The organism is Klebsiella sp. GB_Kp047 (assembly GCF_040065235.1).
Lineage (GTDB): Bacteria > Pseudomonadota > Gammaproteobacteria > Enterobacterales > Enterobacteriaceae > Klebsiella > Klebsiella quasipneumoniae.
Window position 1 is genome coordinate 1 of sequence record NZ_JBEAJG010000034.1, and the last position, 15693, is coordinate 15693.

At 54.2% G+C, this 15693-nt stretch carries 14 protein-coding genes; 6 read left to right on the forward strand and 8 right to left on the reverse strand.

All coding sequences use genetic code 11. The annotated features are described in order from the left end of the window. Positions 1–168: 168 nt before the first annotated feature. Positions 169–675, reverse strand: coding sequence for a molybdopterin-guanine dinucleotide biosynthesis protein MobB (mobB, locus tag ABLV76_RS15160; RefSeq protein ID WP_043521871.1), 507 nt, complete (start codon positions 673–675; stop codon positions 169–171). Then, complete coding sequence (gene mobA / locus ABLV76_RS15165) at positions 672–1253, reverse strand: molybdenum cofactor guanylyltransferase MobA (RefSeq protein ID WP_004203611.1); 582 nt, start codon at positions 1251–1253, stop codon at positions 672–674. Before mobA ends, mobB begins: the two co-directional genes overlap by 4 nt. 71 nt (positions 1254–1324) lie before the next feature. Between mobA and ABLV76_RS15170 the strand changes: the two genes are divergently transcribed. The 3 genes from ABLV76_RS15170 (at position 1325) to dsbA (ending at position 3307) form a co-directional block, all read left to right on the forward strand. Further along, complete coding sequence (locus ABLV76_RS15170; RefSeq protein WP_002882612.1) at positions 1325–1594, forward strand: YihD family protein; 270 nt, start codon at positions 1325–1327, stop codon at positions 1592–1594. Positions 1595–1669: 75 nt separating this feature from the next. Further along, the gene (locus ABLV76_RS15175; RefSeq protein WP_065878550.1) at positions 1670–2656 is read left to right on the forward strand and encodes a serine/threonine protein kinase; all 987 of its coding nucleotides are present in this window, start codon (positions 1670–1672) and stop codon (positions 2654–2656) included. Positions 2657–2683: 27 nt separating this feature from the next. Beyond that, the gene (gene dsbA, locus ABLV76_RS15180) at positions 2684–3307 is read left to right on the forward strand and encodes a thiol:disulfide interchange protein DsbA (protein ID WP_004203613.1); all 624 of its coding nucleotides are present in this window, start codon (positions 2684–2686) and stop codon (positions 3305–3307) included. Positions 3308–3336: 29 nt separating this feature from the next. Here the strand turns inward: dsbA and ABLV76_RS15185 are convergent, their stop codons facing one another. Beyond that, positions 3337–4254, reverse strand: coding sequence for an acyltransferase (locus ABLV76_RS15185; protein ID WP_032425949.1), 918 nt, complete (start codon positions 4252–4254; stop codon positions 3337–3339). A gap of 396 nt (positions 4255–4650) precedes the next feature. Between ABLV76_RS15185 and polA the strand changes: the two genes are divergently transcribed. Next, positions 4651–7443 (forward strand): DNA polymerase I, encoded by a 2793-nt coding sequence (gene polA, locus ABLV76_RS15190; RefSeq protein WP_049004068.1) that lies wholly within the window; start codon positions 4651–4653, stop codon positions 7441–7443. Positions 7444–7802: 359 nt separating this feature from the next. Here the strand turns inward: polA and yihA are convergent, their stop codons facing one another. Continuing rightward, a complete protein-coding gene (gene yihA, locus ABLV76_RS15195; protein ID WP_004203619.1) occupies positions 7803–8438 on the reverse strand; it encodes a ribosome biogenesis GTP-binding protein YihA/YsxC in 636 nt (211 codons plus the stop codon). A 585-nt stretch (positions 8439–9023) separates the two neighbouring features. Here yihA and yihI point away from each other — a divergent pair. After that, positions 9024–9530 carry a Der GTPase-activating protein YihI gene (yihI, locus tag ABLV76_RS15200; RefSeq protein WP_002882743.1) on the forward strand — a complete coding sequence of 169 codons (507 nt, stop codon included), beginning with the start codon at positions 9024–9026 and terminating at the stop codon, positions 9528–9530. 188 nt (positions 9531–9718) lie between these two features. After that, complete coding sequence (gene hemN / locus ABLV76_RS15205) at positions 9719–11092, forward strand: oxygen-independent coproporphyrinogen III oxidase (RefSeq protein ID WP_094311569.1); 1374 nt, start codon at positions 9719–9721, stop codon at positions 11090–11092. A 35-nt stretch (positions 11093–11127) separates the two neighbouring features. On the opposite strand, the gene ABLV76_RS15210 is transcribed toward hemN, so the two are convergent. From ABLV76_RS15210 to glnA, 4 genes are all read right to left on the reverse strand, one after another. Next, entirely contained in the window at positions 11128–11238 is a 111-nt protein-coding gene (locus tag ABLV76_RS15210; RefSeq protein ID WP_004152951.1) for a YshB family small membrane protein, read from the reverse strand. 110 nt (positions 11239–11348) lie between these two features. Next, positions 11349–12758: a nitrogen regulation protein NR(I) gene (gene glnG / locus ABLV76_RS15215; protein WP_002882749.1), complete on the reverse strand. Its 1410-nt coding sequence runs from the start codon at positions 12756–12758 to the stop codon at positions 11349–11351. 8 nt (positions 12759–12766) lie between these two features. Further along, the gene (gene glnL / locus ABLV76_RS15220; RefSeq protein WP_004203621.1) at positions 12767–13816 is read right to left on the reverse strand and encodes a nitrogen regulation protein NR(II); all 1050 of its coding nucleotides are present in this window, start codon (positions 13814–13816) and stop codon (positions 12767–12769) included. A gap of 188 nt (positions 13817–14004) precedes the next feature. After that, a complete protein-coding gene (gene glnA / locus ABLV76_RS15225) occupies positions 14005–15414 on the reverse strand; it encodes a glutamate--ammonia ligase (RefSeq protein WP_004203622.1) in 1410 nt (469 codons plus the stop codon). Positions 15415–15693 lie beyond the last annotated feature (279 nt).

Genomic DNA, 15693 nt, shown 5'->3' on the forward strand with positions numbered 1-15693 from the left:
TTAACAAGAACCCCGTCCCGAAAGGTGCGGGGTTTTTTGCTGTGTGGGGTATGCCCCCCGGTGGCGCTGCGCTTACCGGGGCTACTGATCCGACATGGGGCTACGCCCCGGTCGCCCGGCCAGGGGGGCGCAGCACCGCCTTTGGGAAAAAAATCGCCTGAATACCTGCTACTGCTTCGCTAACCAGCCGACAATAAATGACGCAATCTGCGGAATATTATTTAAATCCAGCAACGGAAGTGAGGTCGCGATCGATACATCGCTGGCCACGGCGATGGTATGCTCATCAATTACCAGCTCTTCTACACGATGGCCGCTGTTTTGCCGAAAAAGCAGGATCTTCGGCACGGGTTCATGTTTGAACCCCTCCACTAAAACCAGGTCCAGTTTGCTGGCATCCATTCGACTGACCAGCCACGTGAGATCTAATTCCGGCTTCTCTGGCGTCTCGGTCATCAATGCCCACCGCTGTTCGCTGGCGACAATAGTTTGCGCAGCGCCCGCCTTACGCAGTTCATAGCTATCTTTGCCCGGCTTATCCACGTCCATATCATGATGGGTGTGCTTTATCAGTCCCGGGCTTAATCCTAGAGCGCAAAGCTCAGGGATAAGACGCTTTAATAATGTTGTTTTTCCGGTACCGCTCCATGCGGCGATCGCCAGTAATGGGATCATGATGGCTCCTGCATCTGCTGCAAATCTTCGAGCGTATTTACATTAATGAAAGCAGTTTTCACATCGCTGAAATTCACCGGGCGCCCACCCATTTGTCGCATAAAAACCATCACCCTGCGCTCTCCATGTGCCAGATAAGCCTCCAGTTCCGGAATGATTTGACGATGAACTAATGCAACGGCAGGATGATCCCGTTCGCCGTCATGGGCCCAAACGACCGGTGCGTCCCCTCTCTGCTGGATAAAGCGCTCCACCAAAAAGGACGGAATGAACGGCGTGTCGCAGGGGCAAAAAACAAACCATGGGCTCGCGACCTGCTGCATCACAGCAAGCATTCCGGCCAGCGGCCCCTGATAACCCTCCTGTATGTCTCGAAAGACCGGATATCCGCTGGCACGCCACTGTTCAAGATGACGATTGGCGCTAATGACTAACTCATCGACCTGTGGAGCTAATGCCTCCGCGACGTGTCGCCAGAGAGGACGTCCATTGAGCAACTGTAATCCTTTATCAATGCCGCCCATTCGCGTGGCCCTGCCGCCCGCCAGCACGACGCCGGTTATCGCCTCGCTTTGCATATGAATATCGCCTCTTTCATTGTGGGATTGACCCTGTTAACTTGTCCCTATCAAGAGTAAGGAGCATGACCATGAAATGTAAACGTCTGAATGAAGTAATTGAACTCCTCCAGCCCGCCTGGCAGAAAGAGCCAGAACTGAACCTGATGCAATTTTTGCAGAAACTGGCGAAAGAGGCTGGCTATGATGGCGAACTGAGCGATCTTTCCGACGATATTCTGATCTATCACCTGAAGATGCGTGATTCTTCAAAAGATGCTGTCATCCCGGGTATTCAGAAGGATTATGAAGAAGACTTTAAAACCGCGCTGCTGCGCGCCCGCGGCGTAATAAAAGAGTAAAAGGTTGTAAGCGCTGCCGCGTAAAGCGCAATGAGATGATATCCTGAACTATTCGTACGATTATCGGATGTCAGGATGCACGATAAGGCTTTTACTTTTCAGACGCTTCGCCCGGATACCATTATCGATGGGTTATTCGATCTGGGTATGCGGGTGGACTCCGGTCTTACCCCGCTGAACAGCTATGAGAACCGCGTTTATCAGTTCCAGGACGAAGAGCGTCATCGTTATGTGGTGAAGTTCTATCGTCCTGAGCGCTGGTCGGCAGCACAAATCCTTGAAGAACACAAGTTTGCGCTTCAGCTTGTAGAAGATGAAGTGCCCGTTGCGGCGCCGCTGTTATTTAACGACAGTACGCTTCATCAGCACCAGGGGTTTTATTTTGCCGTTTTCCCAAGCCTTGGCGGCCGACAGTTCGAGGCGGATAACCTTGATCAGATGGAGTGGGTTGGCCGTTATCTGGGGCGCCTGCACCAGACCGGGCGCAAACAGCGCTTTTCTGCGCGTCCGGAGATTGGCGTGCAGGAATATCTGCTGGAACCACGCCAGGTATTTGAACAGTCGACGCTTATCCCCTCAGGCCTGAAGGCCGATTTCCTGAAGGCGACCGATAAACTCATCGCTGCCGTCATGACGCAATGGCACGGTGGCGGGACTACTTTGCGCCTGCATGGTGACTGCCATGCAGGCAATATCCTCTGGCGCGATGGGCCGCTGTTTGTTGATTTAGACGATGCGCGAACCGGCCCGGCGATTCAGGATCTGTGGATGCTGCTCAACGGCGATAAGGCTGAACAGCGTATGCAGTTGGAGACCATCGTCGAGGCCTATGAGGAATTCAGCCCCTTTAACAGCGATGAAATCGCGCTTATTGAACCTTTACGCGCCATGCGACTGGTTTATTATCTGGCGTGGTTGCTCAGACGCTGGGACGATCCGGCATTTCCGGTTAATTTTCCCTGGTTAACCGGGGAGGATTACTGGCGAGGGCAGACGTCTACTTTTCTCGAGCAGGTGAAGGTTCTACAGGAACCCCCGCTTCAGTTAACGCCAATGTATTAATGTGATATATCCAGGAGAGAGTAAATCATGAAAAAAGTTTGGCTGGCGCTGGCTGGTATGATTCTGGCTTTTAGTGCATCCGCTGCCCAGATCACCGACGGCAAGCAGTACATCACCCTTGATAAGCCGGTTGCTGGCGAGCCGCAGGTGCTCGAATTCTTCTCATTCTACTGCCCGCACTGCTATCAGTTTGAAGAAGTGCTGCATGTCTCTGACAGCGTGCGCCAGAAACTGCCAGAAGGCACCAAAATGACCAAATACCATGTCGAGTTCCTGGGGCCGCTGGGCAAGGAGCTGACGCAGGCATGGGCTGTGGCCATCGCGCTGGGCGTTGAAGATAAAATTACGGCGCCGATGTTCGAAGCGGTGCAGAAAAACCAGACCGTACAGAGCCTGGCTGACATTCGTAAAGTGTTCGTCGACGCTGGCGTGAAAGGGGAAGACTACGATGCCGCATGGAACAGCTTCGTGGTGAAATCTCTGGTCGCTCAGCAGGAGAAAGCGGCAGCCGATCTGCAGCTGCAGGGGGTACCGGCTATGTACGTCAATGGTAAGTACCAGCTGAACCCGCAGGGGATGGACACCAGCAATATGGATGTCTTCGTCGCTCAGTATGCGGATACCGTGAAGCAGCTGGTTGAGAAGAAATAAAAAAAAGCCGGTCACTGACCGGCTTTTTTTTATCTACTTTGCCGTGACTTCCTTGCTTTGTCCCGCATGATGTCAGTTAACTGACGGTCTTTCTCTTCCCATAGCCCATTCAGCCAGCGCTGGAAACCACGCTTAAAGTTCTTATCGTTGACGTAATCGCCGTGTAGCTCTTCGCCAATCGGTACCAGATTGATACGAACCACAATGCGCGTCAGTCGGCCACTTAGCATGTCGTAAAACGGCCTTGCATGATTTTCCGGGTAGCACAGCGTAACGTTCAGCAGTTTATCGAACTGCGAGCCGAGAACATTGAGCGCCATGGCAATACCCGCCGCTTTCGGTGGTAAAAGATTGTCGTAAGGGGAGCGCGTCTCGCGCTTTTTTACGTCGGTAAAACGCGAGCCTTCCACGAAATTGACGATTGTCGTTGGGTGCGAGCGGAATTTCTCACATGAACGGCGGGTGGTTTCGACATCTTTACCGCGGCGTTCCGGGTGACGAATAAGATAGCTGCGCGAATAGCGGCGCATAAAAGGCATATCCAGCGCCCAGCAGGCGAGGCCTATGAACGGTACCCACGCCAGCTGTTGTTTAAGGAAGTACTTATTCATCGGAATATGCTTGCGGAACAGCACGCATAGCACCACGATATCTGCCCAGCTGTGGTGGTTGCTGATCAGCAGATACCAGTTCTTTTTGTTCAGGCCTTCCAGACCCTGGACGTCCCATTTTAGCCAGGGATTGAGATGCAACAGCAGCGCCAGCCCCTCGCACCAGCAGTACATCATAAAATTGCAAAAAACGGATATAGAGCGCCATACCGCTGGAATGGGGACCAGCAGTTTAATCAGCCCGGCGACGATGATCGGTACAGAGCAGATAACGGTGACTAAGATGGTTAAGGCGATACTCAGCGGAAGTGTTATCGCAGCGAGTAATCTCGACATAGTTAGTTTATTCAGAAAGTTAGGCTGACAAAGAGCGCCTTTAAGCTGCGCAAGAGGCTGATTTTACCAGAAAACGCGGCAAATGACGGGTCTTACCAGAACAGAAAAAAACAAGGATCTTCTATCCACATGGAAGATTAGGTCATCAAATTCATGCCAGAATCGTTGATCTTCTTTTAAGTTATTGATAAATAATGGCTAATACTATTTATTCATTTATTTTCAGGGGCGGATAAGCTGACGTTGTAAAACTATGCACAAAGTTATCCACAAGCTAAGTTGTCGCGCGATCGCGACGATCGTTGAATCTTTTCCGCGAAATGCGGGAAAAATTCAGGATTTCATGCCCGTCTGTGGCATCCTTTATCCATAATCTGATAAACAGGCACGGAAATTATGGTTCAGATCCCAGAAAACCCTCTCATCCTCGTTGACGGCTCCTCCTATCTTTATCGGGCGTATCATGCGTTTCCGCCGCTGACTAACAGCGCAGGGGAGCCCACCGGGGCTATGTACGGCGTACTGAATATGCTGCGCAGTTTGATTCTGCAGTATCAACCGACTCATGCCGTCGTGGTCTTTGATGCGAAAGGGAAAACCTTCCGTGATGAATTGTTCGAACATTACAAATCTCACCGCCCGCCGATGCCGGACGATCTGCGCGCGCAGATTGAGCCGTTGCATAAGATGGTGAAAGCGATGGGGCTGCCGCTGATGGCGGTCCCGGGCGTCGAAGCTGACGATGTGATTGGCACCCTGGCGCGGGAAGCGGAAAGGGCTGGACGTCCGGTGCTGATCAGTACCGGCGATAAAGACATGGCCCAGCTGGTGACGCCGGGGATCACCCTGATCAATACCATGACCAACACTATCCTCGGGCCGGATGAGGTGGTTACCAAGTACGGCGTCCCGCCAGAGCTGATTATTGATTTCCTGGCGCTGATGGGCGACTCCTCAGATAACATTCCTGGCGTGCCGGGCGTGGGCGAAAAGACCGCCCAGGCGCTGCTGCAAGGCCTCGGCGGCCTCGATACGCTGTATGCGGAACCGGAGAAGATCGCTGAACTGAGCTTCCGCGGCGCGAAAACGATGGCGGCGAAGCTGGAGCAGAACAAGGAGGTGGCTTATCTCTCTTATCAGCTGGCGACCATCAAAACCGACGTCGAGCTGGAGCTCAAGTGCGAAGAGCTGGAGGTGCAGCCGCCGGCGGCAGACGATCTGCTGGCGCTGTTCAGACAGTATGAGTTTAAGCGCTGGACCACCGACGTTGAAGCCGGAAAATGGCTGCAGGCTAAGGGGGGCAAACCGGCTGCGAAACCTGCAGTGCCTGCAGCAGCGGCAGAAGCGGAAGCAGAGGTTGAGGCCGCTACTGCACTTTCAGCAGAGCACTATGTCACCATCCTTGATGAGGCTACGCTGCTCACCTGGATCGATAAGCTGAAGCAAGCGCCGCTCTTTGCCTTTGATACGGAAACCGACAGCCTGGATAACATCTCCGCCAACATGGTCGGCCTTTCATTCGCTGTTGAGCCGGGCGTGGCCGCCTATGTCCCGGTAGCGCATGATTACCTGGATGCGCCGGATCAGATCCCGCGCGAGCGCGTGCTGGCGCTGCTTAAACCGCTGCTGGAGGATGAGAAGCTGCTCAAGGTTGGGCAAAATCTCAAATACGATCGCGGCATTTTGGCTAATTACGACATTGAGCTGCGCGGGATTGCGTTCGATACCATGCTGGAATCTTACATTCTCGACAGCGTGGCGGGCCGCCATGATATGGACAGTCTTTCCGACCGCTGGCTGAAACATAAAACGATTACCTTCGAAGAGATCGCTGGTAAGGGTAAGAGTCAGCTCACCTTTAACCAGATTGCGCTGGAAGAGGCGGGTCGCTACGCGGCGGAAGACGCCGACGTCACGCTTCAGTTGCATTTGAAAATGTGGCCGAAGCTGCAGCAGCATGAAGGTCCGCTGAATATCTTCCAGCACATTGAAATGCCGCTGGTGCCGGTGCTGTCACGCGTTGAGCGCAACGGCGTTAAAATCGACCCCGCCGTGCTGCATGCGCACTCGCAGGAAATAGCCCAGCGCCTGGTTGAGCTGGAGCAGCGGGCGCATGAGATCGCCGGGGAAGCGTTTAATCTCTCCTCCACCAAACAGCTGCAAACGATCCTGTTTGAAAAACAGGGTATCAAGCCGCTGAAGAAGACGCCGGGCGGTGCGCCGTCCACCTCTGAAGAGGTACTGGAAGAGCTGGCGCTCGATTATCCGTTGCCGAAAGTGATTCTGGAGTACCGTGGGTTGGCGAAGCTGAAGTCGACCTATACCGATAAGCTGCCGCTGATGATTAATCCCAAAACGGGCCGCGTACATACCTCCTATCATCAGGCGGTTACCGCCACCGGCCGTTTGTCGTCTACCGATCCAAACCTGCAAAACATTCCGGTGCGTAACGAAGAAGGGCGCCGTATTCGCCAGGCGTTTATCGCGCCAGAAGATTACGTTATTGTCTCGGCGGACTACTCGCAAATCGAGCTGCGCATTATGGCGCACCTGTCGCGGGATAAAGGACTGCTGACCGCCTTCGCGGAAGGGAAGGATATTCACCGGGCGACGGCGGCTGAAGTGTTTGGCTTACCGCTGGACAGCGTCAGCAGCGAACAGCGGCGCAGTGCGAAAGCTATCAACTTCGGTCTGATCTATGGCATGAGCGCCTTTGGCCTGGCCCGCCAGCTGAACATCCCGCGTAAAGAAGCGCAGAAGTACATGGATCTTTATTTCGAGCGTTATCCGGGCGTCCTGGAGTATATGGAGCGCACCCGCGCACAGGCGAAGGAGCAAGGGTATGTTGAAACGCTGGATGGCCGTCGACTCTATTTGCCGGATATCAAGTCCAGCAATGGCGCTCGTCGTGCCGGTGCGGAACGTGCGGCGATTAACGCCCCAATGCAGGGGACGGCTGCGGATATCATCAAGCGGGCGATGATTGCCGTTGATGAATGGCTGCGGAGCGAGAAACCTCGCGTGCGAATGATCATGCAGGTTCACGATGAACTGGTCTTTGAAGTGCATAAGGATGAGCTCGATGCCGTATCGAAAAAGATCCACGAACTGATGGAGAACAGCACTACGCTGGCGGTACCGTTGCTGGTGGAAGTGGGCAGCGGAGAAAACTGGGATCAAGCGCACTAAGTATACAAAGCACAACGCGATTTTCTGTAAGTAAGCAACATAACTTATAGAGTTTTGTGAGGATCATTTGAATTTGCTATGTAAATAGTGAAAAAAAACTACAAAAAATGCTTTATCCGTGAGCGAAAGAAGAGTAAAGTTATTCGCGTAGGGTACAGAGGTAAGATGTTCTATCTTTCAGACCTTTTACTTCACGTAATCGGATTTGGCTGAATATTTTAGCCGCCCCGGTCATTTATGACCGGGGCGTTTTTTATTGCGCGAAAGAAAAGTGGCAAAAAGAAGGACGCGCTTGTGCTTGACGCTGGAGAGGAACCCGGACAAGGCGCGGCACGCTCTTATCCGGCTGTTGGTGACGATTACTCGTCTACGGCGCTCTCTGCTTCCTGCGGCGGGATTTCGTTAAACCAGCTATCCAGCTTCTGTCGCAGCTTATCCACGCCAGATTTTTTCAGCGAAGAGAAGGGTTCAACCTGAACATCGCCATTGAAGGCCAGGACTGCTTCACGCACCATATTCACTTGCGCTTTACGCGCGCCGCTGGCGAGCTTATCGGCTTTGGTCAGCAGCACCAGTACCTGAATATCGCTTTCTACCGCCCATTGGATCATCTGCTGATCGAGATCCTTAAGCGGGTGGCGAATGTCCATCAGGACCACCAGGCCCTTCAGGCACAGGCGTTTTTCCAGGTATTCTCCCAGCGCGCGCTGCCACTTGATCTTCATCTCTTCCGGGACTTGCGCATAACCGTAGCCGGGAAGGTCGACCAGGCGTTTGCCTTCGGCGACTTCGAACAGGTTAATCAGCTGTGTACGTCCGGGAGTTTTGGAGGTCCGCGCCAGGCTTTTCTGGTTGGTCAGCGTATTCAGCGCGCTGGATTTTCCCGCATTGGAGCGGCCGGCGAATGCCACTTCAATACCGGTATCGGCAGGAAGATGGCGGATATCTGGCGCGCTAGTGACAAAGTGCGTCAGTTGATAATTCCAGTTGGTCAAGACGGTCGTCTCCGTTAAAACAGGCTATGGCAGGGATTATACCTGAACAGCAGAAAAAGGCTGTTTTTACCGCACGCCGGTTCTGTAAGTAAAAACCATGCACTTTGTGAGACATTGGCTATTCTTCGTATAGGACATGCCTGAGAAAAATAAGACTAATAAATTATAACCTACTGAAAATAAATAGATTACAAGAATAGAGAAATCTGAAAAGTGGAATTTTAACGGCCAGACTGGTTGTCGATTTTTGTCAACAGGGTAAAGTAATACACAACGGCGGGGATGCTGAAAAGGATGAGGACTCAGGACGAGGGGTCAGGAAGCGCCAGGAGGCGAAGACCACAGGATTGTCAGGATGACGCGCGTTTTGGAAACGTTTCAAAGGGAAAAGGAAGAGACAGGGACCGTTGGACGCTAAGGGAAAGACAGGGTAAGTCGTTAGCGAACAGGGAAAGAAGAGCCCGTTAAGGGTGGTCAGTGAGGAAAAAGGCGACAGAGTAATCTGTCGCCTTTTTTCTTTGCTTGCTTTCTGCTAGATTCCGCCTCAATTCTATACTGAATAATACTGTCTGAAGATTACACACCATGAAAAAACCGACATCCGCCACCCGTGGCAAATCCGGCCGCAAGTCGCGTGAAGAGTTAAATCAGGAAGCTCGCGATCGCAAACGGCAGAAGAAACATCGTGGCCACGCGGCAGGTAGTCGCGCGAACGGCGGCGATGCGGCTTCAGCAGGTAAAAAACAGCGCCAGGCGCAAGATCCACGCGTGGGCAGCAAAAAACCCATCCCGCTGGGCGTGAGCGAAAGCAGCGCTCCAGCTCCCAAGCAGCATAAACCAAAGAGCGAGAAACCTATGCTTTCACCGCAGGCTGAGCTGGAGTTGCTGGAGAATGATGAGCGCCTGGACGCGCTGCTGGAACGTCTGGAAGAGGGCGGTACCCTGAATGCTGAAGAGCAGAGCTGGGTGGATGCCAAACTGGATCGCATTGATGAGCTGATGCAGCAGCTCGGCCTCTCTTACGATGACGAAGATGAAGAAGAGGAAGAGCGTCAGGAAGATATGATGCGTCTGCTGAAGGGTGGAAACTAACATTTGCATCCCATCGGATTCCCGGTACTGCTTATAACCCTTCTGGTTATATGTTATCTGCTGTGGTTATTCGTTAAACTACGACGGTTGTCGCGGCGTCAGAAATGGTTGCGCAACCGGCTCATGACCCGCGGTGCGGTGGGGCCGGGACGGCGTACCCGTCGGCGGCACCATCGGAAGGAGTGAGCATGTCTGAGCAGATAATCGACTGGGATCTGGCCCTGATCCAGAAATATAACTATTCCGGGCCGCGCTATACCTCGTATCCCACCGCGCTGGAGTTTTCACCACAATTCGGCACGGCGGAATTCGATGCCGCTGTGGCCCGTTACCCACAGCGTCCCCTGTCGCTGTACGTGCATATCCCGTTTTGCCATAAGCTGTGTTATTTCTGCGGCTGCAATAAGATCGTCACCCGCCAGCAGCATAAGGCCGATCAGTATCTCGATCTCCTTGAACAGGAGATCATCCACCGTGCGCCGCTGTTTGCCAACCGTCAGGTTAAGCAACTGCATTGGGGAGGCGGCACGCCGACCTATCTCAACAAGGCGCAAATCAGTCGCCTGATGGATCTGTTGCGTACCCATTTTCATTTCAGCGCCGAAGCCGAGATCTCCATCGAGGTCGATCCGCGTGAAATCGAGCTGGATGTCCTCGATCATTTACGCGCTGAGGGATTCAACCGCCTGAGTATGGGCGTGCAGGACTTTAATAAAGAGGTTCAGCGTCTGGTTAACCGCGAACAGGACGAAGCGTTCATCTTTGATTTGCTCCGTCATGCGCGGGAGATTGGATTTACTTCGACAAATATCGACCTCATCTACGGCCTGCCGAAACAAACGCCGGAGAGCTTTGCCTTTACCCTGCAAAAGGTCGCCGAGCTCAATCCTGACCGCCTGAGCGTGTTTAACTACGCGCATCTGCCCACGCTCTTTGCCGCACAGCGCAAAATTAAAGATGCCGATCTGCCCTCCGCTGAACAGAAGCTGGAGATCCTCCAGGAGACCATCGGCTCGCTGACGGCGGCAGGCTATCAGTTCATCGGCATGGACCACTTCGCGCGTCCTGATGATGAATTAGCGGTCGCGCAACGTCACGGCGTACTGCATCGCAATTTCCAGGGCTACACCACTCAGGGCGATACCGATTTGCTGGGGATGGGCGTGTCCGCGATCAGCATGATTGGCGACAGCTACGCCCAGAACCAAAAAGAGCTAAAGCAGTACTACCAGCAGGTGGCAGAGCAAGGGAACGCCCTGTGGCGCGGGATCGCGTTAACCCGGGACGACTGTCTGCGTCGCGACGTAATTAAGGCGTTGATCTGTAACTTCCGTCTGGATATTGATGCAGTCGAAGCGCAGTGGGCCGTGGATTTTCAGTCTTATTTTGCTGAGGACCTGAAACTGCTGGCGCCGCTGGCGCATGACGGGCTGGTGGTGGTGGAGAGTAAGGCTATCCAGGTAACGGCGAAAGGCCGCCTGCTGATCCGCAACATCTGTATGTGCTTTGATGCCTATCTGCGGCAAAAGGCTCGGATGCAGCAGTTCTCAAGGGTGATTTAATGTTTTCCCCCTCTCCCGCAGGAGAGGGGGAACAATTAGCTGAACAGCCCGACCAGCGCAGCGCACAGAACGGCAGCGACTGCCGTTTGTGGTGTGTGACTCGCAGCGGCGCCGCTCGATATCATACTCACCAGTGATTCAAACATGATGCTCTCCCCTAATGCCGGGCACGATCATACTCAACTCATCGGAACAGTAAAGTACAAAATAGCAGCACTTTGCGCTGATCGGCTATTTTTCATCACGCCGTTTAACCCTACTCCATACCCAACTCTTTTAGCTTACGCGTCAGGGTATTACGACCCCATCCCAGCAGGCGCGCAGCCTCCTGTTTATGTCCCTGAGTATGACGCAGGGCGGTCGTCAGCAGCGTGCGTTCCATTTCGGGTTGCGCTTCTGAAAGCAAGTTTTGATGACCGGAACGCAGCGCCCGATCGGCCCACTGACCCAACAGCGTCGCCCAGCTGTCTGGCTGCATCTGCGTCGGGCTATCAGGAATGGTGGTCTCAAACAGTTCGCTCGGCAGATCCTGCGTCAGCACCTCCTGGCCGGCGGCCATGACGGTGAGCCAGCGACAGGTGTTTTCCAGCTGGCGAACGTTGCCCGGCCACGCCAGGCGGGTCAGCGCTGTCTCCGTTTCCGGATGCAGCTGTTTGGCTTCAACACCTAGCTCGCGGGCGGCAATCTGCAGAAAATGGCGGGCCAGACGTGGAATATCTTCCCGACGCTCGCGCAGCGGCGGCAAATGCACCCGGATCACGTTCAGGCGGTGGAATAAATCTTCACGGAATTTCCCCTCCTGCACCCGCTGCTCCAGATTCTGATGGGTGGCGGCGATGATCCGCACATCGACCTTCACCGGCGCGTAGCCGCCCACGCGATAAAACTGGCCATCCGCCAGAACGCGCAGCAGACGAGTCTGGACATCCAGCGGCATATCGCCAATTTCATCCAGGAACAGCGTGCCGCCGTCAGCCTGTTCAAAGCGACCCTGACGGACGGTATTGGCGCCGGTAAAGGCCCCTTTTTCATGCCCAAACAATTCCGATTCGATCAGGTCCTTGGGGATCGCCGCCATATTCAGCGCGATAAATGGCGCTTTTGAGCGCGGGCTATGGCGATGCAGGGCATGAGCGACAAGCTCTTTACCGGTACCGGATTCGCCATTGATCAGCACGCTGATGGATGAGCGCGACAGACGGCCAATAATGCGAAAGACATCCTGCATGGCCGGCGCCTCGCCAATGATATCGGCGGTGGGGCTGCTTATCGGCGCATTTCGCGGCTGCTGCTGCTCCTGATAGTGGCTAATCGCCCGGTCGACGAGGGCGACAGCTTCATCGATATCAAAAGGTTTGGGCAGATAATCAAACGCGCCCTGCTGATAAGCGCTGACCGCGGCGTCCAGATCGGAATGTGCGGTCATTATGATGACCGGAAGCATCGGATGACGCTGCTTAATCTGTTTGAGCAGCGCCAGACCATCCATTCCCGGCATACGGATATCTGACAGCAGTACATCCGGGGTTTTGGTGGTGAGGGCATCTAGCACCTCATTGCCGCTTTCGAACGTTGTGCAGCTCAAGCCGGCTCCGGTGAGCGCGCGTTCAAGCACCCAGCGGATGGAGCTATCGTCATCAACGATCCAGGCTATCCCTCGTTGCATAAACACCTCTACTTCCGAATAGGCAGGTATACCGAAAATTCGGTATGACCCGGCCAGCTGGTGAATTCAATTTTGCCGGAGTGCTGATCGATAAGGCTGCGGGCGATAGATAAGCCCAGGCCAGTACCGCCTTCGCGGCCGCTGACCATCGGATAAAACAACGTATCCTGGAGCTGGGGCGGAATACCCGGGCCATTATCTTCGACGTCAATACGGGCGGCGAGGCGATAACGCACCCCGTGCAGCGTCAGCTGGAAAGCGGTCCGGGTGCGGAGAACAATTTCGCCCCCTTCCGGCCCCAGCGCCTGCAGCGCATTACGGACGATGTTCAGCAACACCTGTTCAATTTGATCCGGGTCGTGGGGGAGCTCCGGCAGGCTGGGGTCGTAATCACGGATCAACTTCACGTTGTCCGGCAACTCCATCGAGACCAGTTTCACTACCCGTTCGGCGACCTTGTGGATGCTTTCGGTAACGTGCATGCCCGGATGCTGTGGGCCGAGCAGGCGATCGACCAGATTTCTCAGCCGGTCGGCCTGCTCGATGATCACTTTGGTATATTCCGTTAGCGCCGGGTCGGGCAGGGCTTTGCTGAGCAGCTGTGCCGCGCCGCGCAGGCCGCCTAACGGGTTTTTTATCTCGTGCGCCAGGCCGCGGACCAGATCGCGGGCGGCGACCTGCTGCGCGTGCTGCAGTTGCTCCTGGCTCAGGCGGCGCTGGTTATCCATCGGCGCCATTTCCAGCAGAATAAAGCCTTCCGGCAGCCGCTGGGCGGTCAGCGACAGGATATGCGAGCGGCCATCGATAACCAGCGTCACTTCGTTATCGGTAAAACCCTGGCCCGCCTGCAGACTCTCCTGCATCAGCCCAATATTTAATGAGAAATAGCTCAACAGCTCAGGTAACGGGGTGCCAAACAGCTTGCGCGAACTCTGCGCCAGCAACTGCTGCGCCGCAGGGTTGGCAAAGTGCACCGCCAGGTCATCATCGACCAGTAAGATACTGTTGATAAGAGAGTTGAGGATCTGCCCAGCATCGGGCAGTGTGCCTGTTGCCATTCGACAGTCTCCTGAAAAAGAGTGCACCAATTTAGTGCAGTATAGCTTTTTATCGGTAAAAAGCTCGCGAGATCAGCGTGTTGGTGGAGAAAAAAGCCCATCCTGAGATGGGCTGAAAGTTTCCACGGCAACAAAATATCCCGGGCATCCCGCGCCACAACACGACATACCCTGGATTTACAGCAAAATTAGACGCTGTAGTACAGTTCGAACTCAACCGGATGCGGAGTCATGCGTACGCGGTCGTTCTCTTCCAGACGCAGGGCGATGTAAGCATCGATAGCGTCATTGGTGAATACGCCGCCAGCCGTCAGGAACTCGCGGTCAGCATCCAGGGCCTGCAGGGCTTCTTCCAGAGAACCGGCAACCTGCGGGATCTCTTTCGCTTCTTCCGGCGGCAGGTCGTACAGGTTTTTGTCCATTGCTTCGCCCGGATGGATTTTGTTCTTGATACCATCGAGGCCAGCCATCAGCAGCGCCGCAAAGCACAGGTACGGGTTAGCAGCCGGGTCCGGGAAGCGCACTTCGATACGACGCGCTTTCGGAGAGGTCACCACCGGAATACGGATGGAGGCAGAGCGGTTACGGGCAGAGTAAGCCAGCATAACCGGCGCTTCGTAACCCGGGACCAGACGCTTGTAGGAGTTGGTGGTCGGGTTCGCCAGGGCGTTGATGGCTTTAGCGTGTTTGATTACGCCGCCGATGTAGAACAGCGCCTGCTCAGACAGACCTGCGTATTTGTCGCCGGAGAACAGGTTAGTCCCGTTTTTCGCCAGAGACATATGGCAGTGCATGCCGGAGCCGTTGTCGCCGAACATTGGTTTCGGCATAAAGGTCGCGGTTTTACCAAAGCGGTGAGCGACGTTGTGAACAACGTATTTGTAAATCTGAATTTCGTCCGCTTTTTTGGTCATGGTGTTGAAGCGGGTTGCCACTTCGTTCTGACCTGCGGTAGCCACTTCGTGGTGGTGAGCTTCAACAACCAGGCCCATCTCTTCCATGATCATACACATGGTGGAGCGGATATCCTGAGAAGAGTCTACTGGCGGAACCGGGAAGTAACCCCCTTTCACGCCCGGACGGTGACCTTTGTTACCGCCTTCGTATTTGGTGGAGGAGTTCCACGCACCTTCGATATCATCGATCGCGACATGGGAGCCGGAGATAGAGGCGCCGAAACGGATGTCGTCGAACAGGAAGAATTCTGGTTCTGGCCCGAACAGGACGGTGTCAGCGATGCCGGTAGCGCGCAGGTACTCTTCAGCGCGTTTCGCGATGGAGCGCGGGTCACGGTCATAGCCCTGCAGGGTGCCTGGCTCGAGGATATCGCAGCGGATGATCAGGGTCGGTTCTTCGTAGAACGGGTCAATGACCGCGGTGGAAGCGTCCGGCATCAGGACCATGTCAGATTCGTTGATACCTTTCCAGCCACCAATCGAGGAGCCATCAAACATTTTGCCTTCTTCGAAGAATTCGGCATTTACCTGATGAGACGGAATCGTGACGTGCTGTTCTTTACCTTTGGTATCGGTGAAGCGCAGATCGACAAACTTCACTTCGTGCTCGTTCAGCATCGTCAAAACGTGTTCAGCGGACATACTTAAACTCTCCCGGATTGGTCATTGTCGTCGTGGTAACGAAAACTTCATACTGCTTAAAAGTGGCGTTGTTGCCTTAAAAAATATAAAGCGAAATCTGTGCCAACTTTTAAATGCCCCATAAAACGCTGTATCATGCGCACCATAGTGCAAAAGGACTGCACCATGATGGAGATAATGCACCAAAATAGTGCCTCAGTGTGAACATTGAGCACCATTTTGGTGCAATTTTTGTTACGGTGCCCTTTTATCGCTCCGTGAAAGCGGTCACAAAGAAAC

What these genes read in the sequence shown, in the direction of transcription:
- dsbA (WP_004203613.1), top strand. Translation starts at nt 2,684, where the DNA reads ATGAAAAAAGTTTGGCTGGCGCTGGCTGGTATGATTCTGGCTTTTAGT.
- yihI (WP_002882743.1), top strand. Translation starts at nt 9,024, where the DNA reads ATGAAAAAACCGACATCCGCCACCCGTGGCAAATCCGGCCGCAAGTCG.
- ABLV76_RS15170 (WP_002882612.1), top strand. Translation starts at nt 1,325, where the DNA reads ATGAAATGTAAACGTCTGAATGAAGTAATTGAACTCCTCCAGCCCGCC.
- ABLV76_RS15175 (WP_065878550.1), top strand. Translation starts at nt 1,670, where the DNA reads ATGCACGATAAGGCTTTTACTTTTCAGACGCTTCGCCCGGATACCATT.
- glnA (WP_004203622.1), bottom strand. Translation starts at nt 15,414, where the DNA reads ATGTCCGCTGAACACGTTTTGACGATGCTGAACGAGCACGAAGTGAAG.
- ABLV76_RS15210 (WP_004152951.1), bottom strand. Translation starts at nt 11,238, where the DNA reads ATGTTTGAATCACTGGTGAGTATGATATCGAGCGGCGCCGCTGCGAGT.
- mobB (WP_043521871.1), bottom strand. Translation starts at nt 675, where the DNA reads ATGATCCCATTACTGGCGATCGCCGCATGGAGCGGTACCGGAAAAACA.
- hemN (WP_094311569.1), top strand. Translation starts at nt 9,719, where the DNA reads ATGTCTGAGCAGATAATCGACTGGGATCTGGCCCTGATCCAGAAATAT.
- glnL (WP_004203621.1), bottom strand. Translation starts at nt 13,816, where the DNA reads ATGGCAACAGGCACACTGCCCGATGCTGGGCAGATCCTCAACTCTCTT.
- mobA (WP_004203611.1), bottom strand. Translation starts at nt 1,253, where the DNA reads ATGCAAAGCGAGGCGATAACCGGCGTCGTGCTGGCGGGCGGCAGGGCC.
- ABLV76_RS15185 (WP_032425949.1), bottom strand. Translation starts at nt 4,254, where the DNA reads ATGTCGAGATTACTCGCTGCGATAACACTTCCGCTGAGTATCGCCTTA.
- polA (WP_049004068.1), top strand. Translation starts at nt 4,651, where the DNA reads ATGGTTCAGATCCCAGAAAACCCTCTCATCCTCGTTGACGGCTCCTCC.
- glnG (WP_002882749.1), bottom strand. Translation starts at nt 12,758, where the DNA reads ATGCAACGAGGGATAGCCTGGATCGTTGATGACGATAGCTCCATCCGC.